Genomic DNA, 22,007 nt, shown 5'->3' with positions numbered 1-22,007 from the left:
ATGAAATCCGGCGTTCAAACCAAGGCGCAATCGTCGGCCTGGAATTCACGGCACGATGGAACAAAATTGAAAATGCCGCGTTTGGCGTCTTGCGGCGCGATCCACCATTAGCCGCGGGGGCAACTTTATCCGTATAAATCCATAGGGCTGGGAGTGGCGCTGTGACCGTGCAGGCATCCAAGAAGCAATTGGACCGTCGAAGCATCCTGAATTCTCTGAAAGCCTTCCGGCGCGGCGATTTCTCCGTCCGCATCGACAATGTTTATGAAGGCCTCGATTCCGAGATAGCTGAGACTTTCAATGAGATCGCTGACCTCAACGACCAAGTGACGCGCGAGTTCGAGCGCTTGAGCCGGGTCGTCGGCAAGGAAGGGCGGATAGGCGAGCGCGGCCGGGTTCGCAATGCCACCGGCAGTTGGGAATCCAGTGTCCGTTCAGTCAATGATCTCATAGAAGACATGGTTCAGCCAACGGCTGAGGTTGCGCGCGTTATCGGCGCCGTCGCCAAGGGTGACCTGTCGCAGACCATGATGGTCGAAATTGACGGCCGACCGCTGCGCGGCGAATTCCTGCGCATCGGCAAGATCGTCAACACCATGGTCGGCCAGTTGGCCTCCTTCGCCTCCGAGGTGACGCGCGTGGCGCGCGAGGTCGGTACGGAAGGCAAGCTCGGCGGCCAAGCCCGGGTCAAGGGCGTCGCCGGCACGTGGAAAGATCTGACCGACAACGTCAACGCGATGGCCACGAACCTGACCGGGCAAGTGCGCAACATCGCGGAGGTTACGACCGCAGTCGCGTCGGGCGACCTGTCGAAGAAGATCACAGTCGATGTCAAGGGCGAAATCCTCGAACTGAAGAACACCATCAACACGATGGTGGACCAGCTTAATTCCTTCGCTTCGGAAGTGACGCGCGTGGCGCGCGAGGTCGGCACTGAAGGCAAGCTTGGCGGCCAGGCGCGCGTTGAGGGTGTTGGTGGCACGTGGAAGGATCTGACCGACAATGTGAATTCCATGGCCGAGAACCTGACTGGCCAGGTGCGCAACATCGCCGAAGTGACGACCGCGGTGGCTTTGGGCGACCTGTCGAAGAAGATTACGGTCGACGTGAAGGGCGAGATTCTCGAGCTGAAATCCACGATAAACACGATGGTGGACCAGCTGAATTCATTCGCGGGCGAGGTCACGCGCGTGGCACGCGAGGTTGGCACCGAAGGCAAGCTTGGCGGCCAGGCGCAGGTGCGCGGCGTCGCCGGCACCTGGAAGGACCTCACCGACAACGTCAACTCGATGGCCGAGAACCTGACCGGTCAGGTGCGCAATATCGCCGAGGTGACCACGGCGGTCGCGTCGGGCGATCTGTCCAAGAAGATCACGGTCGCCGTGCAAGGCGAAATCCTGGAACTCAAGGACACCATCAACACGATGGTCGACCAACTGAACTCCTTTGCCTCGGAAGTGACGCGCGTGGCACGCGAGGTCGGCACCGAAGGCAAGCTGGGCGGCCAGGCAGAGGTGAGGGGCGTCGGCGGCACATGGAAGGATTTGACCGACAACGTCAATCTCATGGCCGCCAACCTGACTGGCCAGGTTCGAAACATCGCAGAAGTCACCACCGCCGTGGCGCGCGGCGACCTGTCGAAGAAGATCACCGTCGACGTCAAAGGCGAGATCCTGGAGCTCAAGGACACCGTCAACACGATGGTCGACCAACTGAACTCCTTCGCCTCTGAGGTCACGCGTGTGGCCCGCGAAGTGGGATCGGAAGGCAAGCTTGGTGGCCAGGCGCATGTCGAAGGCGTCGGTGGCACCTGGAAGGATCTGACCGACAACGTCAACGCCATGGCCGGCAATTTGACGGTGCAATTGCGCGACGTGTCGAAGGTGGCAACGGCCATTGCGACCGGCGACTTGACCCAGAAGATCACCGTCGACGCGCTGGGCGAGATCTTGCAGATTAAGGACGTCATCAACACGATGGTCGACCAGCTCAATTCCTTCGCTTCGGAAGTGACGCGTGTGGCGCGCGAGGTCGGCTCCGACGGCAAGCTTGGCGGCCAGGCGCAGGTGCGGGGCATAGGCGGCACGTGGAAGGATCTGACAGAAAACGTCAACGCCATGGCAGCCAACCTGACCGGCCAGGTGCGCAACATCGCCGAGGTGACCACCGCCGTGGCGCTCGGGGACCTTTCGAAGAAGATCACCGTCGATGTCCGCGGCGAGATCCTGGAGCTGAAGGACACCATCAACACAATGGTGGACCAGCTCAATTCCTTCGCTTCGGAAGTCACGCGCGTGGCACGCGAGGTCGGCACGGAAGGCAAGTTGGGAGGCCAGGCGCAGGTGCGCGGCGTTGCCGGCACGTGGAAGGATCTCACAGACAATGTGAACTCGATGGCCGAGAATCTGACCGGCCAAGTGCGCAACATCGCCGAAGTCACGACCGCCGTGGCGCGCGGCGACCTGTCGAAGAAGATCACCGTCGATGTGAAGGGCGAAATCCTGGAGCTCAAGTCGACCATCAACACCATGGTGGACCAGTTGAACTCCTTCGCCGGCGAGGTCACCCGAGTCGCGCGTGAGGTTGGCACCGAGGGCAAGCTTGGTGGCCAGGCGCGCGTCGAAGGTGTTGCCGGTACCTGGAAGGACCTGACCGACAACGTCAACCTGATGGCGACGAACTTGACCAATCAGGTGCGTGGCATCGCCGATGTCGTGACGGCTGTCGCGCAAGGCAATCTCAGGCGCAAACTGACGGTCGACGCGAAGGGAGAGATCGCCCTGCTGGCCGACACCATCAACGGAATGATCGAGACGCTTGCCACCTTTGCCGACCAGGTGACCAACGTCGCCCGTGAGGTGGGCATCGAGGGCAAGCTCGGCGGTCAGGCGCGTGTGCCAGGTGCCGCCGGCCTCTGGCGCGACCTCACCGACAATGTCAATCAACTCGCTGCCAATCTGACCACCCAGGTGCGTGCCATCGCCGAGGTTTCGACGGCGGTGACCAAGGGCGATCTTACCCGTTCGATCAGCGTCGAAGCCTCCGGCGAGGTCGCCGCGCTAAAAGACAACATCAACGAGATGATCCGCAATCTGAAGGATCAGACGCTGAAGAATGCCGAGCAGGACTGGTTGAAGACCAATCTCGCCCGGTTTTCGCGCATGCTGCAAGGCGAGCGCGACCTTGCCACCGTCTCGCGGCTCATCATGTCCGAACTCGCTCCTCTGGTGAACGCCCAGTATGGGGTGTTCTACGTCACCAATCGCGACGAGGAGGAATCCTATCTTGAGCTGGCGGCTTCCTATGGCGCCGAGAGCAAAGCTGCCATCAAGCAGCGGCTTGATCTGCGAGAGGGCCTCGTTGGGCAAAGTGCCGCCGACAAGCGCGCCATCATGCTGGACAATGTGCCGCCAGAATTCCTTCGGGTCACATCTGGTCTTGGCAGCGCCTCGCCAGCCAATGTCATCATCCTGCCTGCCCTGTTCGAGGATGAAGTCAAAGCCGTCATCGAGCTCGCCTCGTTCGGCGAGTTTCGTGACACACACCAGTCGTTCCTCAACCAGCTCATGGAATCCGTCGGCATCGTTCTCAACACCATCGCTGCGACGATGCGCACGGAGGGCCTGCTCAAGCAGTCGCAACTGCTGACGTCGGAATTGCAAGCGCGTCAAACCGAGCTGACAAAAAAGCAGGAAGAGCTGCATGCGACGAACGAGGAGCTGCAGGAAAAGGCGCAGCTGCTCGAGAACGAAAAGAAGCAGGTCGAAAACAAGAATCTCGAAATCGAGATGGCGCGACGCGCGCTGGAGGAAAAAGCCGAGCAACTGGCGCTCACGTCGAAATACAAATCCGAATTCCTGGCCAATATGAGCCACGAACTGCGCACGCCGCTCAATTCGCTGCTCATTTTGTCAAACCTGCTGGCGACCAACCAGCACGGCAACCTCAACGAAAAACAGGTAGAGTTCGCCCGCACCATCAATTCGGCAGGAACCGATCTTCTCAGCCTCATCAACGATATCCTCGATCTGTCGAAGATCGAGTCGGGCACTGTTTCCATCGACATCAACGATATGCCGGTGACGCATCTTCGCCAGCATATGGAACGAACTTTTCGTCAGCTGGCAGCCGACAAGGGACTTGGCTTCACCATCAAGGTCGATCCGGCGCTTCCCGACACGGTCCGCACAGATGAGAAACGCTTGCAGCAGATTGTCCTCAACCTGCTTTCCAACGCATTCAAATTCACCTCGGAAGGCGAGGTCAGCCTGAACTTCCGGGTTGAGAAGGCCGGCCGCCGCAATGGCGCGACGCAGCCGGTGAAGGCTCTCGCGATCGCCGTCACCGACACCGGCATTGGCATTCCAGAAGACAAACAGAAGCTGATTTTCGAGGCCTTCCAGCAGGCCGATGGCACCACCAGCCGCAAGTATGGCGGCACCGGCCTTGGGCTCTCGATCAGCCGCGAGATCGCTCGCTTGCTTGGCGGCGAATTGCGGGTCGAAAGCACGCCGGGCAAGGGGTCGACATTTACCCTCATCATCCCGTTCGACGGCCCCCGCGTGACGACAGTACAGTCGACCTTGGCTCCGGCGGCGGAGGCGGTTGCTGCGACAGCTCTGCTCAGCAGTCCGCCCTCGGCAGAGCTGATCGACGACCGCGATTCAATCCTACCCACCGATCGGATCGTGTTGATCGTCGAAGACGATCCGACCTTTGGCGGGTTGCTGCTTGGCCTCGCCCGGTCGGCCGGGCTGAAAGGCGTTCTGTCGACTGCAGGTTCCGGCACGCTGGCATTGGCCCGCAAGCTCGTTCCCGACGCAATCACACTTGATCTCGGACTTTCGGATATCGATGGCTGGGTGCTTTTCGATCTGCTGCGGCATGACCAGAAGACGAGAGGAATTCCCATCCATGTCATCTCGGGTGCCGAAGACATCGACAGTCTCGCACGCAAGGGGGCGTCCAGCATTTCCACCAAGCCCGTTTCCTCGGACGAGCTGATGAAGGTGTTTCAGGATATTCACTCGAAGAAGCTCCGCGTTCAGCGCCGCGTTCTGGTCGTGGACCCTGACCCGGAGCGGCGTCTGGCGCTGGTCGAGGCAATCCGCGACGGCGTAACGTCGGTCACCGCGATCGGTCGTGTTGCGGCAAATGCAGAAGACGTTGGCCTCGCCTCCTATGATGCCGTCGTGCTCGGCTTTGGACGCTCCGCCAAGGACAACGCAAAGGCGCTGGACGAGATCACCGGCCAATTCGGCGAAGCCTTGCCGCAGCTGCTGTTCTTTACGCCTCACCCGGACGCGCTTGAACAGGTGCTGGCATTGAACCCGGCCTTGGCGGAAGCACCGCGGGCGGAGAACTTCGCTCAATTGGCGCTGCATATTTCGGCAACGCTGCCGGGAGAAGGTCGCCAAGAGGCCTGGGCAGGAACTGAACACAACGGCAAGTCCGATCTCGCTGGGGCGAAAGTTCTCATCGTCGACGACGACATTCGCAACATCTATTCGCTCACCAGTGTTCTGGAGACCTATGACATACAGGTTCTGCATGCCGAGCGGGGCCGTGATGGCATCGCGCTTCTTGAACAGGCGCCCGATGTAGACGTGGCATTGATCGATATCATGATGCCGGAGATGGACGGCTACGAGACGATGCGGCGGATTCGCGGCACACCGGCGATTGCTCATATCCCGCTGATTTCCGTCACCGCAAAGGCGATGAAGGGGGATCGGCAAAAATGTCTGGATGCCGGGGCTTCCGACTACATCGCCAAACCCGTCGATCTGGATCTCCTGCTGGCGCTGCTTCGTGTCTGGATCGGACGTGCCCGATCCCGTGTCGAGAGCCCGGAAAAAATTCTCCTGGCAGCGAACTGACGGCCGTTCGATGCAAAAGCTGGCAAGAAACAGGGTAAGGAAACTTGAGGTGGCAGCTCTTGCCGAAGGGCCGGCAAGAGCCCGTATCCTGGCGGTGGACGACGATGAGCGCAATCTGCTGGCGATCAGCGAAGTGCTCGCGACTATCGGAGAGGTCATCTGCGCCCAATCGGGCGAAGAGGCTCTGCGCTTTCTGCTGAAAGAGGAGTTCGCCGTCATTCTCCTGGATGTCCTCATGCCAGGGTTGGACGGGTATGAAACGGCCGCACTTATCCGCCAGCGCGAGCAATCCAAGCGCACCCCAATCATCTTCTTGACCGCCATCAACAAGGAGGATGCGCATATGCTGCGCGGCTACGACGCCGGCGCGGTCGACTATGTGTTCAAGCCATTCGATCCGATCATGCTGCGTTCGAAAGTCGCGGTTTTCGTCGAACTCCACGAGAAGACGCTCGAGATCCAGCGCAAGGCGGAGGTCGAGCAGGGACTATTGGCGCAGGCGTTGCAGGCGCACAAGGACAAGCTTCAGGCCGAACGCGCGCTGCGCGGCGCCGAGCAACGGCAGGACGCCATCCTGAATTCGTTGCCGGTCTGCTTTCATGCTCGGGCAGCCGAGCCACCCTTCGCGGCGCGCTTTGTTACCGAGGGCGTCGAGCGCTTGACCGGCTTTGCGCCTGAATACCTGACATCGGATCCAGAGTTCGGTCTCAGCCGCGTTCATCCCGACGACCTGCCGCGATTGAGGGAAGCGCTGCTGGCGGCAAAAACCACCGGCTCCTATACGTGCGAGTTCCGCTGGCAATGCGCCAATGGCGAGTATCGCATCTTTCTCGACCAGGGCGTGATGTCGGACGGCTCAGATGGCCGTGAACCGGAAATTATCGGCACATTGCTTGACATCACCGAGCGGCGCGGTCTTGAGGACCAGCTGCTTCAATCCCAGCGCATCGACGCTATCGGCAAGCTAACCGGCGGCCTGGCGCATGATTTCAACAACCTGCTCGCCGCAATTCTCAGTGGGTTAGGGCTGCTTGAACGCCGAGCTGCGTTGGATGATCAGGCGCAACAGGTACTCGACCTGACGCGGCGTTCTGCAAAACAAGGCGCTGACCTTGTCGCGCGAATGCTGGCATTCTCTCGGCGCCAGACCCTGAAGCCGGAAGCGGTGCGCCTTGCTGCGCTGGGCGACACGATGAATGGATTGGTGGCGCCTGTGCTGGGGGGGTTGATCCGTTTCGACTGGCAGATCGATGACACGATCTGGCCGGTGCATGTCGATGCAGGCCAACTTGAATTGGCCTTGATGAATCTGGTTTTCAACGCGCGTGACGCCATGCCCTCTGGCGGGACAATAACCGTGCATGCGCAGAATCGATCGATCGGGACGCCAACAGAGGATATTCCGCCGGGCGACTATGTGCTGATCGCCGTCAAGGACACCGGATCCGGCATACCCCCCGATCTTGTCGCCAAGGTCGTCGAACCGTTCTTCACCACCAAGCCGGTCGGTAAGGGAACGGGCCTCGGCCTCAGCACGGTTTACGGCTTCATGAAGCAGTCAGGCGGGACACTTCGCATAGAAAGCGTCGTCAATCGCGGAACTACCATGCAACTCTGGCTGCCACGATCGACCGAACAGCCGGTCGATCCTGTGGTGGAACCCGACATTGAACGAGCGTTCGCCGATGCCGGGATGGAGCACCCATCAATCCTCCTGATCGACGACAGCCATGTTTTGCGGCAATTGACCGCCGAGTCCCTTCGCCAGCGTGGTTTCGAGGTGACCTGCGCGGGAGGAGGGGCGGAGGCGCTGGCCATGATGGAGCGCACTCCCGACGAGTTCGACGTCATTATCACCGACTTCGCCATGCCGCTCGTATCCGGCGTCGACGTGATCCGCTTCGCGCGCAATTTGCGCTCGGACTGGCCAGCGGTCATGATCACGGGCTATGCCGATGCCCGGGAGATTGCCGATCGGCCAGCCGACGTGCCCTTGCTCGGCAAGCCCTTCCGCGACGAGGATCTGTTCGAAGCGATTTTCCTCGCGATAGAGAATGCGGCCCCCCAAAGGATCAAAACCGGCTAGCGCTTAGGGATTGTCGCGGTTTGGCCACGTCGGCAGGCCGGGCAGATCGAGACCGCACTTCGGGGCACGGCGACAAGGGCCGCATTCCTGATCGGCAATCTGGGTCATTCGCAACAGGCGGCGCTACCAGCGCTCCTCGGTGTCGCGGTCTGGTAGGTCTACTCCGCAGCACACCCAACCAAGGCGCCGCGCTGAACCGTAGTTGTACCGAGGCACAAGGTGAGCCGGATCATCGAAGGTACCGACGTGCAGCGCGATCTCGGTTGGCGACGCGTCGTAGCAAAGGCTGAGCGGCGACCCGCATTCTGGGCAGAAGCCTCTTTGCGCAATCGGCGAAGACCTTCGATATGTTGGCTTTCCGGAATTCCAGGTCAGGCTTTGGCAGGGCATCCAGGCAAGAACTGCAAACGCGCTGCCGGTCGCTCGTCTGCACATATCGCAGTGGCAGTAGTGAACCCTCGGTTCGATCCCGGCGCTGAATCGGATCCTGCCACAGAGACATCCGCCATGGATGGCCAAGGAACCGGGCAGGCGCTTGCCAACCTCACGCATTAAGATCGATCAAGGCGGCGCCGAACGCTCCGATCGCAGTCAAAGAGGCACTGCCGAGGTTTTGGTCGGTTGCGAAGGCTGTCAGCGCGCCGAACCCTTCGTCGCCGAGGTCGAGCACCACGACGAAAGTTCTTTGCCCGCTGACCTGGTTAGCGAGCTTGGGTTTCATCGCGTTCCGAACCTGTTGCGGGGCAGTTAATGGGCATGGTGCTCGGCATTCCGCTTGCGGGTTGCCGCTGCCTTCTTTGCCGATTCCGATCGGCTTGCGGCTGACCGTGAAGCCGATGCCTTGCCGCCGCTTTTCCCACCCTTGTGGGCCGCGGGGTGTCCGGTGTGTTTACCACGACCCGAGCCGCCTTCTTTCTTGCCGCCGCCATCGTCCTTGTTGACGGTCGCCCATGCCCGGCGCTCGGATTCCTTCTCGGAAACACCGCGCTTCTCATAGCCTTCGGCAATGTGGTCGGCTTTGCGTTCCTGTTTGTCGCTGTATTTCGATTTGTCGCCTCGTGGCATGGTCGTTCTCCTGGCTCAATGATGTTTGAACGGTATGCCGGCGGGAGAGTTCCAAGCGGAAATTCAGAAACTGAAAACGCGAGCGAGGATTTCGACCAACACGGAGCGCTATTGCTCCGGAGCCGTGGCGGGTGCCGTGTAGCGGCGGCGCACGGCACCGATCACGCGTTTCTTGAGCGATCGAGCGCGGCAAGCGTCTCCCTGGAGACGACGTCGTCGCGTGCCGTCTACTCGGTAGCCAACGCAATGAAATACGTTCCGCGACCTCAGTAGCCACCGACCACCGGCAGGATCTCTCCCGTGATGTAACTTGAGCAATGCGACGAGGCGAGGAACACGTAGGCCGGGGCAAGTTCTTCCGGTTGCGCTGGCCGTTTCATCGGCGTATCCGCGCCGAACTTCGAGACGTCGTCGGCTTCCTTGTCCGAAGGGTTGAGCGGCGTCCACACCGGACCTGGCGCGACCGCGTTTACCCGGATGCCCTTGCCGATCAGATTGCCCGAAAGCGCTCGCGTGAAGGCATGAATGCCGCCCTTGGTCATCGAATAGTCAACCAGTTGCTTGGAACCGTCGATGCCGGTCACCGAACCGGTATTGATGATCGCGGAGCCCGGCTCCATGTGCGGCACGCTCTCCTGCGCCATATGAAAATAGCCGTAAAGATTGGTCTTCAGCGTCGTGTCGAAATGTTCCTCGGTCAGGTCGTTGAAGTCACTGGAATGAATTTGGAAAGCGGCGTTGTTGACCAGCACGTCGATCCTGCCGAATTTTTCGACCGTCAGCGCCACGGCGTTGCGGCAATGCTCGCGTTCACTGACATCGGCTTTTATCAGTATGCAACGCCGGCCTTCCTTTTCGACGGCGTTTTTGGTCGCTTCGGCGTCCCTGTCTTCACTCAAGTATACGATCGCAATGTCGGCGCCCTCGCGGGCGAACAAGACTGCCACCGAACGGCCGATGCCGGAATCACCACCCGTGATAAGCGCTACCTTGTCGTCGAGTTTTTTCGATCCGAGGTAGTAAGGCGCATCGTAGAGCGGAGCGGGCTCGATCGCCCATTCATGCCCCGGTTTGGGTTGATGCTGCTCGGGAAAAGGTGGCTCGGGATATTTGCGGGCGCCGGCTTGCATCGCTTGTTGCATTTTGCCATTGCTCTTCGTCTCGTCTTTGGCATCGATACCACGCTGGATATGGCGTTGCTTGGCGGCTTCGGCTGAAGTCTGCGACTTAGTCTGCATGGCTTTCTCCTGTGCTCGGAGAACGAACAACGCATGCCGGGCAAAAAAGTTTGCGCAAATATCTCGATCCCGAAAGGGCTCGCCATTGCGAACAGCCTGCGAGGGGCGTGGAGCATTGGTCGTCAATAAGATCGGAATTGCCATGCCGGTGGCGTTCAGACAAACACCACATTTATTACCCGCTCAAAGCACGCTCTTTTCAGAACCATAGGGTTTGGCAATGCGGACCATGCCTTTCGTCCGGAGGCGCTGGTATAAATAGAAAATCGTCATCAAGCCGATTGCTGTTCCAGCGCCAAGACACAGCGCGAGCAATAGGTCTGCACCGACACGAAACGCAAGCAGAGTAACGCCCGCCGCCGCGACGATGGCATTTATGAATGCGATCATAGTCGCTGCAGTGGTCAGGTACGCCAGGAGAGGCCCAGTACGAAGAGAAGGTTCGGCGTCATTTTCGGGCCAGCGACCGAATTCCTTGGAAAACTGGAAGGCAGCCTCGTCGCCCAAAGTTCGATAGTAGGCTCTGATCCGGGCAATGCCGATATGGGCCTGCATGTTCTCAGCGGCGATGTCGACCAACCTCAAGACGGTAAAGGCACCCAGTAAAAAGACCGATGGCAGCACAACCGCGACAAACGGCAGGAAGAACTCGGAGGACTGCGTAACAAAGCCCGTTGCCACCAGAGCGCTCGACAGAGCCATAATGTAGATGGTCGTCCGCGACGCCATTTCACTTATGGACGTGCTGATCGCTGTCTGCTGCACGAAATGCTCTGTCGTCAGGGCCGCGAGAAACGAAGCATCGGGTGTCGGCGTGTCAGCCATGGAGTATGCTCCTGTCGGGTCGACCTGAGTTTTTCTTCGATATAGCGCTTGCGAGGCTGGCCGCCACTGGATGCTCCCGACGTCTGACCCATGCCGGTTTTTATTGTGCCATATCCAGCGAGCCCGCATCACCGATCAGAAAGGGCCGATCATGTGGTCAGCAGACAGTGGCCATATCGCAGGCGAAATGTCTGCCGCGGTCAATCTGTATGGCCTCCGGTTGGGGATCCGGGTCGAAGCGCATTCGCGGCGCGGTTGCAGTTGGGAGCGGTTCCGCGGCGGCGCTGATGCGAGTTCGCGCATTCGTGGCAGCGGCCTCGAAACGAATTCGGTCCCTAGGCCGGCAACTTCACCGGCAAGTTCAATGGTGCGGGCTTGCGGGCCGACTTTTCGGTGGCGAAGCCCATGACCACGGTCCACCAAACTCATAAATCAGCAGCCCGGATCCTGCCTACTGCGGTATCTCCAGGCCCTGCCGCAATCCTGTCGCGACGACTGAGACCCTGAATTTTCCGGCGAGTGCCCGGTCGAATATGGCGCCGACGATGATGTCGGCGTCGGCGTCGACCTCCTCGCGGATGCGGGTGGCGGCCTCATCGACTTCGAACAGCGTCATGTCCATGCCGCCCGAGATCGAGACCAGGACGCCCTTGGCGCCGATCATCGAGGCTTCGTCGAGAAGCGGGTTTGCTATCGCCGCTTCGGCGGCCTTCCTGGCGCGGTCCTCGCCCGTGGCTTCCCCGGTACCCATCATTGCGCGGCCCATGTCGCGCATCACCGACTTCACGTCGGCGAAGTCGAGATTGATCAGCCCCTCCTTGACGATGAGATCGGTTATGCAGCCGACGCCGGAATAAAGGACGCGATCAGCCATGGCGAAGGCGTCCGCGAAAGTCGTCTTTGCGTCGGCGATCCTGAAGAGGTTCTGGTTCGGAATAACGATCACGGTATCGGCGCATTCGCGAAGCTGCTCGATGCCCTCTTCGGCGGCTTGCATGCGGCGCTTCCCTTCGAAGGTGAACGGCTTGGTGACGACCGCCACAGTCAGGATGCCGGCTGCCCGTGCAGCGTTCGCTATGACGGGCGCGGCACCGGTTCCAGTTCCGCCTCCCATGCCGGCGGTCACGAAGCACATATGGGTTCCCGCAAGGTGGTCCCTGATCTCGTCGATCGATTCCTCGGCTGCCGCGCGGCCGACCGCCGGCAGGGACCCGGCGCCCAAGCCTTCCGTGACATGGGCGCCCAGCTGGATCAGCCGCGATGCTTTCGACATGGTCAGTGCCTGGGCATCGGTATTGGCGACGATGAACTCCGCACCCTGCAGATTTTCGGCAATCATGTTGTTGACCGCGTTGCCGCCGCCACCGCCGACACCGATAACGGTTATCTTCGGCCGCATTTCCGAGATGACGGGCCTTGCCGCGGTGCTCATCGTCTTGTCTCCTTGGAATTGATCGATAAAAAAGTTCCCGGAACGCGCCGCTTGAACACGCCAGGTGCAAGAATCAGGTTCTATCGCCTTGGCACAGGGAATCAGAGGGTGATCTTTGCGGCAAGACAAGATGTGGGACTTGTGCCATATACGCCTGAATGAGCCGACCTTTTGAACGAGTCTCCAGTTCAATCTTCCGGAACCGGCTCGGATTCTGGCCAGCGAAAATCCACATCCGGGATCCAACCCCTTCAAGCTTCACGCGCCCGCCTCACGCGCCAGAACCTGAGAATGTGGCGGCCGATCGACCCCTGAGGCTTACCGGATCGGCATCTTGCCGCTAAACAACGGCTGACGGGTCCGCATCAGGGCGGCAATCCGGTCGGCAATCTTTCGTACTGGCGGGGAGTGGCGTTCCTCATGGTGGGTGACGATCCACTGGTCGGTTTCGAGTTCTGGGATAGGCTGAGCGACGCGAACCAGCCGCAGGTCGCTGTCGCCGACGAAACACGGAAACACTGAAAGGCCGGCGCCCGCGGCCACAAGTTCTCGCACCGAATGGACGTTGTTCCCGCGCACGGCGATGCGGTCGCCGTGATGGGCTTGCAGCCAGCGCGCCGAGGCGACGTTCGCTCCTTCGCCGGTGACGCCGACGAACAAGCCGGCAGCGATGCCGTTAATCAGGTGGCGTCCGGAATAGATGGCATAGGCGACCTTGCCGCTCTGGCGGCCGGCCAGCCACTGTTCGGTTGGGCGCTCGCTGCGGATGCCGATATCGGCGGCGCGGCGACCGATGTCGACCCGATCGGTCGTGGTGACGAGTTCCACCCTGATGCCGTCATCGACCGTCCAGATTTCGCCGATATGGGCCGAAACGAAGGCCGAGGTCCAAGGCCCGGCCGAGACGCGGACAATGCGGTCGGGCAGGTTTCCCTCGCGCCAGCGGGTTAGCGACTGCATTGCTGCTTCGACGTCTTCGGCGCGCCGCAGCAGTTCTTCACCGACCGGGGTTAGCCGGTAGCCGGTCTGCTGCCGTACGAACAGCGCTTCGCCGATCTGCTTTTCGAGCGCGGTGACACGTCGTCCGAGTGTGGCTGCGCTGAGGCGCGTGGTTGCCGTAGCCGCGCTCAGACCACCCAGCCGCGCAACGTCGAGAAACAACCTCAGATCGTCCCAGCCAATATCCATATTGCAGAAATGAAAAACTCCTTGCGACCGTGGCTGTAGCGCGAAGCGGACATCATGCGCAAGTATGCAGCCGTTAGAGGCGCTGGAAATTCCTGCCCTGGTGGGACAATGACAGGCACCTCGGTTGGCCAGGAAGTCAGTCCAATCCTTCGATCGTGCATACGCTTTGCGCGATTGCTTTGCGTTTTCGACCAACTCAAGAGCGTGAGGTATTTCGCTCCCAAGGAGACGATCATGTTGCATGAACTTCGACACCGTTTCGCCCGCTGGCTTGCCTATCGCCAGACGCTTGCGAGCTTGAGGCGGCTTCCAGACAGCATATTGGCGGATGCGGGCCTTTCTCGCGAAGAGCTCCGCGAGCGTGCCCGCGACGCCAGCCTGCGTCGCTGAGATTGGAGGCGGGCATGCAGAGAATGGAGCCGGCGGCGAGAAGCAATCATGCGTCGTCTCCTCACTGCTGAGCTGCGGCTGAATGCGCCAATACGGTTGCCACGCTTGATGCCGCCGCAGTTTCGCTCCACATCGTGAGGGATGAAGACCGAGACATCCGAGCGGCGTCGGACTTTGCTGTGGGCCTTGCCCGCATCGCTGGTCCTGCATGCGCTCATCACCGCGTTCCTGGTCTATGGCCTGCCCGTTCCTGCCCAGCAGCCGCAGGAGGAGCAAGCGGTGAACGTCGCGCTCGTGCCGCCGCCCGAACCGCCAAAGCCTGAGCCCGCTCCCGCGCCGCCTCCACCGCAACCTGGAAAGCCGCCGGAGCAGAAGGTTGAAAAGCCGGCACCGGAAAAGCTGCCGCCAATCGAGGTCCTGAAGCCTGTTTTTCAGTTCGGCGACAAAGACACTGGCCCCAAAAAATCCTTGGATGGAGGCAGCGCTCATGACAATGCGCCATCGCCGGCCAAGGATAACGAGCCACAGTCGGCTGTCGCGCCAAAGGATGCGGAGAGTAAACCCGCCCCAGCGCCAGACGCCGGAGGGCCGGCAGAGTCAGCCAAGATTAATGAGAAGCCGGAAGCGGACAAACAGGAGGCTGCGACCCCTCCCGCTGACAAACAGGCATCCGCGGCCGCAATGCCTTTGGCTGCCCATGGGGACGACGGTGAGATCGAGCTTCCCGCGTCGGCTCAGGCGCCTCGGACCAGACCCGAAAACGTGCCGAAACGCCGCCCGGCAAAGGCTACGAAGTCAGGACGCGGAATCACCGAAGAGCCAAACTCCATCGACGTGGCCTCGGCTACACCGCGGCCATATTCGGGCCTTCCGGGCGTTCGCAAACTCTTTTCGCAAGGCGCTACCGGTGATGTGTTCGCAACGAACTCGATGGCCGACGTGCCTCGCGATCAACGGGCCGCCAGACTTTGCGCCAGCGTTCTTGAGCAAGAGTTGAACGACGCCTCTTATTCTCCCCAACTGATCCCAAGCATTCCGCTCAAGGCCGGCAATGTTCTTGACGCCCCAGACACCGCTTTCCGCACGGCAACGACATGGTACCATCTGAGCTTCCGGTGCGGTATCGACATCAATGCGACGCGGGTCACGTCGTTCGCCTTCCGTGTCGGAGCCGCCGCCTCGCCAGACGAAAGCGCCTTTCTTGATCGGGACGTTCGTCGGCGGCGCGGTCCTGGCTGAGACGTCCTCCCAGTAGTCTGTCGGGGCGCACATCAAATTTCACCGCATATGGATCGTTTTGAATGCCTGCTTCAATCCGCCGGGCGGTTGGCTTTGCGCCACTCCTCATATTCGCCGCGAGCATCGTCGTGCAGCGGATAATAGCGCTGCAGCGGGGCGCCCTGCATGAGCTTCTCGCGCGAGAACTCCTCCCAATCGTGATGTTTTTTCGATTCTTCAATTACCTTTGCCGCCATTGCGACGGGAAGCACAACCGCCCCGTCGTCGTCTGCGATGATAATGTCGCCCGGGATCACCGTGACACCACCACAGGCTATCGGAACGTTGACGGCGTTCGGATAGATGCTGGTTTGCACATGGTAGTTGGGCGTCCAGCCGCGCAGCCATAGCGGCAGATCGAGCTTTTCGACATTCGGCCGGTCGCGCATGCATCCATCGATGACGATGCCCGCGCCGCCTCTGCCCTTGAAGTAGGTCGACATCATATCGCCGAAGACGCCCGAGCTCATGTCGCCGCGCGCGTCGACGACGACCACATCGCCTTCCTGCGCGTGATAGAGCACGTGCCGGTGCAGTTGCGTTTCCGGGTCGGCGTATTCTCCCTCGCTGAAGAGGTCCGGCCGCTGCGGCAGGAACTGCAGCGTCAGCGCCGGCCCGACGATCGACTTCCCATGGTTCTGCGCCACCGGACCGACCATGTGCGGATTGCGGAAACCCATGTGGCCCAGCGTGCCGGCAACCGTCGCGGCGCCGATTTCCCTCAGGGCGTCAATGAGGTCTTTGGACGGTCGCGTGATGTCAGGGATATGCGTCATTGTGGACTCCGGTTGAGATGGAACTACCAGTTCGTAACAGACCCGTCCCGGCGCCTGAGGTGAGGCGCTTCCCAGAAACGAAAAGCCTCCGCCCGGACCGCCGCTTCGTTGACCTCGACGCCGAGCCCCGGCAGGTCGCTGACCGGATAGTCGGGACCGTCGAGCCGTGGCTGCACGGGGAAGAAGTCGGAATTGTCGAAGCCCAGCTTCGTCTCGGGTTCCCTGGTCTCGAGCCACGCGAAGTTGGGTACCGCGGCGGCGAGATGCAGGGTCGCGGCCGTGCACACCGGACCAAGCGGATTGTGCGGCATCAGGTCGACATAGTGCGCCTCGCTCCAGCCGGCGACTTTCATCGCCTCGGTGAGCCCGCCGACATTGCAGACATCGAGACGGTTGAACTGATGGATGCCGCGCTCGATGTAGGGCAGGAACTGCCACTTGCTGGCAAATTCCTCGCCGATGGCAAAGGGAATGTCGGTCATCCTGCGCAGGGATTCGTAGGCTTCAGGTGTCTCGTCGCGGATCGGCTCCTCGAGAAAATCAAGCACGCCGCGGCCGAGCTTGTTGCAGAAGCTCGCCGCCTCTGCCACCGACAGCCGATGATGATAGTCGATGCCGAGGACGACGTCGTCGCCCAGCGCCTCGCGCGCCTTGTTCAGCATGCTCGCGGTAGCGCCGATCGACTCGCGGGGTTCGAAGATGTCCCTGCTGCTTTGCCCTACGGGGAAGAAGCGGATCGCCTGCCACCCCCGTGCGCGCAGCTCCCGGGCTCGTTCGATGGCGAGGTCGCCCTCGGCCTCGTCTCCGGTCGAGGCGAAGGTGGGGATGCGGTCGCGCTGCTTGCCGCCCAGCAGTTCGTAGACCGGCACCCCCAGCGCCTTGCCCTTGATGTCGTGAAGGGCGATGTCGATGGCGGAGATAGCCGCCTGCAGAACGCGCCCGCCTTCGAAGTACTGGCTGCGATATGCCTCCTGCCAGATCCGCCCGATCTGCATCGGGTCACGGCCGATGAGAAACTCGCGAAAATGCTCGACCGCGCCGGCAACGGCCTTTTCGCGCCCGCTCAAGCCGCTCTCGCCCCAGCCGAAGACGCCCTGGTCGGTCTCGATCTTGACGAGCATCTGATTACGCGTTCCAACCCATACAGGATAGGGTTTGATCGCGGTGATCTTAAGCTTTTCAGTCATCCCCAACGTTCCCAATGAACCCCGTCTTGTCTCAGCCGGCCTTGAGGGCCAGTTCAGTTTCGCCATCGAACAGATGCAGCCGCTCCTGGTCGAACTCGAGCCAGATCTGCTCGTCAGGTGCGACGGCGATGTTGGGGGACACGCTGATGTTGACGATGGCGCCTGACAGCAACGCCTGCACGAAGGTGACGTCTCCGGTCGGCTCCACTGTATAGGCCCTGGCCGGGACGCTGCCTGGCGCCGCGCTCTTGTGGAGCCTGATGGTCGAGTGACGTGCGCCGAGCACGACTTTCCTCGACGTTGCCCCCGCAACCTTCCGGGCGTTGAGCGGCGAGAGCTCAAGGCTCCAGCCCTCCGCGCCGGTCAACGCAGTGTTGCCGTTTGCTGTCGATGCCTCCAGTGGAACAAGGCTCATCGCCGGGCTGCCGATGAAGCTGGCGACGAACATGTTCACCGGATGGGCAAAGACCTGCGCCGGAGAATCGTATTGCAACAGGTAGCCGCCGTTCATCACCGCCATCTTGTCGGCCATGGTCACGGCTTCGAGCTGGTCGTGCGTGACATAGATGATGGTCGCCTTGAGGTCCTGGTGGAAGCGCTTGATCTCCGAGCGCATCTGGACCCGCAGTTTGGCGTCGAGGTTGGAGAGCGGCTCGTCCATGAGGAAAACGGCGGGGTCGCGGACGAGGGCGCGCCCCAAGGCGACACGTTGCTGCTGCCCGCCTGAAAGTTCGCGCGGCTTGCGCTCGAGAAGGTGCGTCATGTCGAGCACGCGCGCCGCTTCCTTGACCTTCCTGTCGATCTCGTCCCTGGGCAGCTTGCGCATCTGCAGCGGGAACGCCAGGTTCTTGTAGACCGATTTCTGCGGGTAGAGCGCGTAGTTCTGGAACACCATCGCGATGTCCCGGTCCTTGGGGTCGAGGTCGTTGACCACGCGGTCGCCGATGACGATGTCGCCCGATGTGACCGGGATCAATCCCGCGACAAGATTGAGCGTGGTTGTCTTGCCGCAGCCCGAAGGGCCGACGAGCGCAACGAACTCGCCGTCATTGACCGTCAGCGAAACGTCGTTGACAGCTTTGAAGCCGCCATAGGTCTTGACGAGATCTCTCAGGACCACGTGGGCCATCGGCAACTCCCTACGGCATGATGCCGAAAAGTGTGAAGTGGTTTTCGGACGACATCATGCTCTATCTCTTTGATTTAGAGGCGGATTCAGATTTCAGGTCGAACAGACCTGAAATCATCCGGCTCTAGTGTTTGACCGCGCCTTCTGTAAGGGCGCGTACGAAGTATCGTTGCAGGAGGAGGAACAGCACCACGACGGGCACGCTCATCATGAAGCTGGCCGCCATCAGGCCCGGAAAGTCCGTCGTATTCTCCGAGAAGAAACGCTGTATGCCGACTGGCAGGGTCAACTGCTCGTTCTTGGAGAGAAAGGTGTAGGCATAGATGTACTCGTTCCAGGCGCCAATGAAGGAATAGATCGCGGTGGCGATGATTCCGGGCGTCGAGAGAGGCATCACGATCAGGATGAAGGCCTGGAACCGGGTCGCCCCATCGATCCGCGCCGCCTGCTCGAGCTGCACCGGAATGTTGTCGTAAAAGCCCTTGAGCAGCCAGATCGCCAGCGGCAGGCCGAAGGTGAGATAGGTGAGAATGAGCGAGCCATGCGTGTTCACCAGCCCGATCGCGCGCATCAGGATGAAGAGCGGCACGAGAAAGATCACCGCCGGGAACATGTTGCGCAAAAGCACGGTGAAGAACAGGAAGTTTCGACCGGGGAAACGAAAGCGCGAAAAGGCGTAGGCCGCAGGAACGGCCACGATCACCGAAAGGATTGTGGTGACGGTCGACACGTAGAGGCTGTTCCAGAAAAAACGCAGGAAGTCCTGGCCGACGCTGTTTTGCGGATCGAGCAGCTTCTGGTAGCTGGCCAGGGTAGGCTCTTCCGGCCACCACTGCGGCGGGAACTGCATCGCCGCGAAGCCGGACTTGATCGAGGTGATCAGCATCCAGATCATCGGCAACGCGGTGTAAAGCAGCATGAACACGAGGAAGATGCGCCCGGCCCAACGCCATCCGTCGATGAGCATGCGGCGCCGGGCCGGACGTTGAGGGACTGTCTCGACGATCGTGCTCATGCGCTCCCCTCGTTGCGCTCGTTGCCGGCCAGCGCACGGACGTAGAAGTAGCCCAGCACCATCAGCATGAGGAACAGGAGTACCGAATAGGCCGATGCGACGCCCCATCGCTGCCGGCCGAAGGCGAGCTCATAAATGTGGGTGATCCAGATGTGCGAAGCGTTCGACGGCCCGCCACCGGTCATGATCCACGGGATGATGAAGGAATTGAAATTGGCCACTGCGAGCAGCAGGATCGTCACCGTCGAGACGTTGCGCAGATGCGGGAAGGTGACGTGCCAGAAACGCTGCCATGCATTGGCCCCGTCGACTTCCGCGGCGCGCAACAACTGGTCGGGGACCGTCTGCAAACCGGCCATCATCATGATCATGGCAAACGGAAACTCGCGCCAGATATTGACGACGATCAAGGAGGGCAGCACCGTGCTGACGTTGTCGATGAAGTTCGGCGGCCGGTCAGCCAATCCGAGGCCGACCAGCACCGCGCCGATGATGCCGAAGTCCGAATGGTAGATCCACTTCCAGATATAGGAGGCGGCAACCGCGCTGATGACCCAGGGAATGATCAGGATAGCGCGCAGGACACCCCGGCCGATAAACTCGCGGTGGAGGGCCAGCGCGGCGGCAAATCCCAAGGCAAAGGCAACGAAGGTAGATGCGATCGTCCAGATCAGGGTGTTCAAGGTGACTTTCCAGAACACCTGACTGGTAAGGATGGCCGTGTAGTTGTCCAATCCGATGAAGGTCTTGTCGCGGAGCTGCAGGCCAGGCGGTGTCTTAAAGAACGACAGCTCGACCGTGTAGTAGATCGGATAGGCGATGACGATGAGCATCACGGCGATCGCTGGAAGCACGTATGCGTAGTCGGCGCGGTGCTCCCAGATATTCCGCAGCACGCCGGAGCTACCGGGTTGCAATCTTTGGCGAGCCTCGGCCTTGCCGGTCACGATCGTCACGATGGCGTGCCCTTGTTCTTCGGAGCAAACCGGCTGCACGCACTATCGGCACAGCCGGTCGGATCGCAGGTCAGGCCCGGACTAGAGTCCGTCCATCAGGTTCTTCACCTTCTCGGCCGCGTCGTCCGCTGCCTGGTCGACGGTCATCGCTCCGGTCAGGGCGTTCTGCAGCATGTCCGGGACGATGATATTCATGATCTCGGGCGACTGCGGCAGCGCCGGGAACGGGATGCCGTATGGCAACATCGAGGTCGTGACATCGAGGAACTTGATGTTGTCCAGACGTTCCTTCATCCATTTGGTCTTGAAGCCGTTGAGGTTGCCCGGGTTCGAGCCGGCATACGCCATCTTCAGCGACCATTCAGGGCTCGTCCACATGCAGATGATGGCCTTTGCAGCCGGCTCGTCCACCTTGCCGCCCTCGACATATTCGGGCTTCAGGATGTGAATGTTCGAGCCGCCAAACACGACGGCGCGCTTGCCGTCGGGGCCGGTCGGAATCAGGCCATAGCGCATGTTGTCGATGACGGTCTGCGCCTTGTCCTTGTCGGCGCCCGTTGCCTTCTTCTGCAGGTCGAGCATGACGTTATAGTCGGACGGGTGCGAGACCATCATGCCGAGTTGGCCGGCGACGAACAGGGGCTGGTTATCGGCCTGCTGGTTGGTGAGGGCCGAGACCGGAACCGACTTGTCGCGAACATACATGTCGTAGGAGGCTTGCAACGCCGCCTTGCTCTGCGGGCTATTGAGCTCGACCTCCTTATAGGTCGGGTTCGCGGAGGCTTCGTCGAAGACACCGCCGCCATAGGCCCATAGTTGCGGCATGAAGCGGTACGGCGTGTTGCCGGCGTTCTTGCGCGCCACGAGGCCGTAGCCGGCTATGCCGAGCTTGTCATGGATCTGCTTGGAATATTTGACGACGTCGTCCCAGGTCGCTGGAGCCTTGTCCGGATCGAGGCCCGCACGCTTGAAAATGTCGGCGTTCCAGATGAACGCCATCGTCTCATTGTTGGTGGGAATGCCGTAGGTCACGCCATCCCAGGTTACCGCCTTCATGGCGCCGGGCCAGAAATCCTCTGTGGGATAGCCCACATCTTCCGGCTTGAGCGGCTGCAGATAACCCTTCGAGGCGAACTCGGTTCCGCCCAGGATTTGCAGGCGGACCGCCATCGGCGCGGCATTGCCCAGCAGCGCCGTGCGGAACTTGTCGAGAAGGTCGTTGTAGGTGAGGGCCTGATCCTCGAGCTGGATGTTCGGATAGGTCTTGCGGAAGGTCTCGAAGAAATCCTTGTAGTACTGACGCAGCAGGTCGGGGTCGCCCTCGAACACGCCCTGATACCAGAACGTCAGTCGCCCCTTGTAGTCGAGCGGAGTGACCTTGCCGCAATCGGCGGCCGTGTCGAAATCCTGTGTGCCGGCGATGGAGCGCACATATTCCGGCGACCACTTGCTCAAATCGACTGGCGGCGAACCCAGCGCCGATCCCGACATGAGCGACGCCATCAAAGCAGTGGCGATTGTGCCGCGCAGGACGGCACCGCCGAGTGTAATCCTCGTCATAGT

At 60.9% G+C, this 22,007-nt stretch carries 17 protein-coding genes; 4 read left to right on the top strand and 13 right to left on the bottom strand.

Going from position 1 to position 22,007, the window contains the following annotated elements; all coding sequences use genetic code 11:
• The first annotated feature begins 167 nt into the window (after positions 1–167).
• Positions 168–5,879: a HAMP domain-containing protein gene (locus AC3CCE_RS24090; RefSeq protein ID WP_031198412.1), complete on the top strand. Its 5,712-nt coding sequence runs from the start codon at positions 168–170 to the stop codon at positions 5,877–5,879.
• Between the two features lie 10 nt (positions 5,880–5,889).
• A complete protein-coding gene (locus AC3CCE_RS24085; RefSeq protein WP_352512500.1) occupies positions 5,890–7,965 on the top strand; it encodes a response regulator in 2,076 nt (691 codons plus the stop codon).
• A 123-nt stretch (positions 7,966–8,088) separates the two neighbouring features.
• Here the strand turns inward: AC3CCE_RS24085 and AC3CCE_RS24080 are convergent, their stop codons facing one another.
• From AC3CCE_RS24080 to AC3CCE_RS24050, 7 genes are all read right to left on the bottom strand, one after another.
• Complete coding sequence (locus AC3CCE_RS24080) at positions 8,089–8,517, bottom strand: GFA family protein (RefSeq protein ID WP_352512501.1); 429 nt, start codon at positions 8,515–8,517, stop codon at positions 8,089–8,091.
• Positions 8,510–8,686, bottom strand: a complete 177-nt coding sequence (locus AC3CCE_RS24075) for a PCC domain-containing protein (protein ID WP_352512502.1) — start codon at positions 8,684–8,686, stop codon at positions 8,510–8,512. The genes AC3CCE_RS24080 and AC3CCE_RS24075 overlap by 8 nt, the downstream gene beginning before the upstream one ends.
• Before the next feature lie 26 nt (positions 8,687–8,712).
• A complete protein-coding gene (locus AC3CCE_RS24070; protein ID WP_023668087.1) occupies positions 8,713–9,030 on the bottom strand; it encodes a hypothetical protein in 318 nt (105 codons plus the stop codon).
• Positions 9,031–9,296: 266 nt separating this feature from the next.
• Positions 9,297–10,268, bottom strand: coding sequence for an SDR family oxidoreductase (locus tag AC3CCE_RS24065; RefSeq protein ID WP_023687856.1), 972 nt, complete (start codon positions 10,266–10,268; stop codon positions 9,297–9,299).
• Between the two features lie 183 nt (positions 10,269–10,451).
• Positions 10,452–11,093, bottom strand: a complete 642-nt coding sequence (locus AC3CCE_RS24060) for a hypothetical protein (protein WP_352512503.1) — start codon at positions 11,091–11,093, stop codon at positions 10,452–10,454.
• Between the two features lie 451 nt (positions 11,094–11,544).
• On the bottom strand, positions 11,545–12,525 hold the full coding sequence (gene ftsZ / locus AC3CCE_RS24055; protein ID WP_023702103.1) for a cell division protein FtsZ: 981 nt from the start codon (positions 12,523–12,525) through the stop codon (positions 11,545–11,547).
• A gap of 318 nt (positions 12,526–12,843) precedes the next feature.
• Complete coding sequence (locus AC3CCE_RS24050; protein ID WP_352626352.1) at positions 12,844–13,713, bottom strand: LysR family transcriptional regulator; 870 nt, start codon at positions 13,711–13,713, stop codon at positions 12,844–12,846.
• Between the two features lie 54 nt (positions 13,714–13,767).
• Between AC3CCE_RS24050 and AC3CCE_RS24045 the strand changes: the two genes are divergently transcribed.
• Both AC3CCE_RS24045 and AC3CCE_RS24040 read left to right on the top strand, forming a co-directional pair.
• Positions 13,768–14,103, top strand: a complete 336-nt coding sequence (locus AC3CCE_RS24045; protein WP_352573764.1) for a DUF1127 domain-containing protein — start codon at positions 13,768–13,770, stop codon at positions 14,101–14,103.
• A 141-nt stretch (positions 14,104–14,244) separates the two neighbouring features.
• Positions 14,245–15,342 carry a DUF930 domain-containing protein gene (locus AC3CCE_RS24040; protein ID WP_352512507.1) on the top strand — a complete coding sequence of 366 codons (1,098 nt, stop codon included), beginning with the start codon at positions 14,245–14,247 and terminating at the stop codon, positions 15,340–15,342.
• A 71-nt stretch (positions 15,343–15,413) separates the two neighbouring features.
• On the opposite strand, the gene AC3CCE_RS24035 is transcribed toward AC3CCE_RS24040, so the two are convergent.
• The 6 genes from AC3CCE_RS24035 to AC3CCE_RS24010 all read right to left on the bottom strand — a co-directional run bounded on the left by AC3CCE_RS24035 (position 15,414) and on the right by AC3CCE_RS24010 (position 22,004).
• Positions 15,414–16,157, bottom strand: coding sequence for a ribonuclease activity regulator RraA (locus AC3CCE_RS24035; protein ID WP_023752140.1), 744 nt, complete (start codon positions 16,155–16,157; stop codon positions 15,414–15,416).
• 23 nt (positions 16,158–16,180) lie between these two features.
• Positions 16,181–17,344 (bottom strand): mandelate racemase/muconate lactonizing enzyme family protein, encoded by a 1,164-nt coding sequence (locus AC3CCE_RS24030; protein WP_352512509.1) that lies wholly within the window; start codon positions 17,342–17,344, stop codon positions 16,181–16,183.
• 31 nt (positions 17,345–17,375) lie between these two features.
• Positions 17,376–18,473 (bottom strand): ABC transporter ATP-binding protein, encoded by a 1,098-nt coding sequence (locus tag AC3CCE_RS24025; RefSeq protein ID WP_352512510.1) that lies wholly within the window; start codon positions 18,471–18,473, stop codon positions 17,376–17,378.
• 124 nt (positions 18,474–18,597) lie between these two features.
• A complete protein-coding gene (locus AC3CCE_RS24020) occupies positions 18,598–19,488 on the bottom strand; it encodes a carbohydrate ABC transporter permease (protein WP_352626350.1) in 891 nt (296 codons plus the stop codon).
• Entirely contained in the window at positions 19,485–20,444 is a 960-nt protein-coding gene (locus AC3CCE_RS24015) for a carbohydrate ABC transporter permease (RefSeq protein WP_023725477.1), read from the bottom strand. Before AC3CCE_RS24015 ends, AC3CCE_RS24020 begins: the two co-directional genes overlap by 4 nt.
• Positions 20,445–20,525: 81 nt before the next feature.
• Positions 20,526–22,004, bottom strand: coding sequence for an ABC transporter substrate-binding protein (locus AC3CCE_RS24010; RefSeq protein ID WP_031204070.1), 1,479 nt, complete (start codon positions 22,002–22,004; stop codon positions 20,526–20,528).
• Positions 22,005–22,007: the final 3 nt, after the last annotated feature.

The organism is Mesorhizobium sp. P160187 (assembly GCF_057766425.1).
The sequence above is the reverse complement of the archived record's forward strand: the minus strand, read 5'-3'. Positions and strand labels throughout refer to the sequence as shown.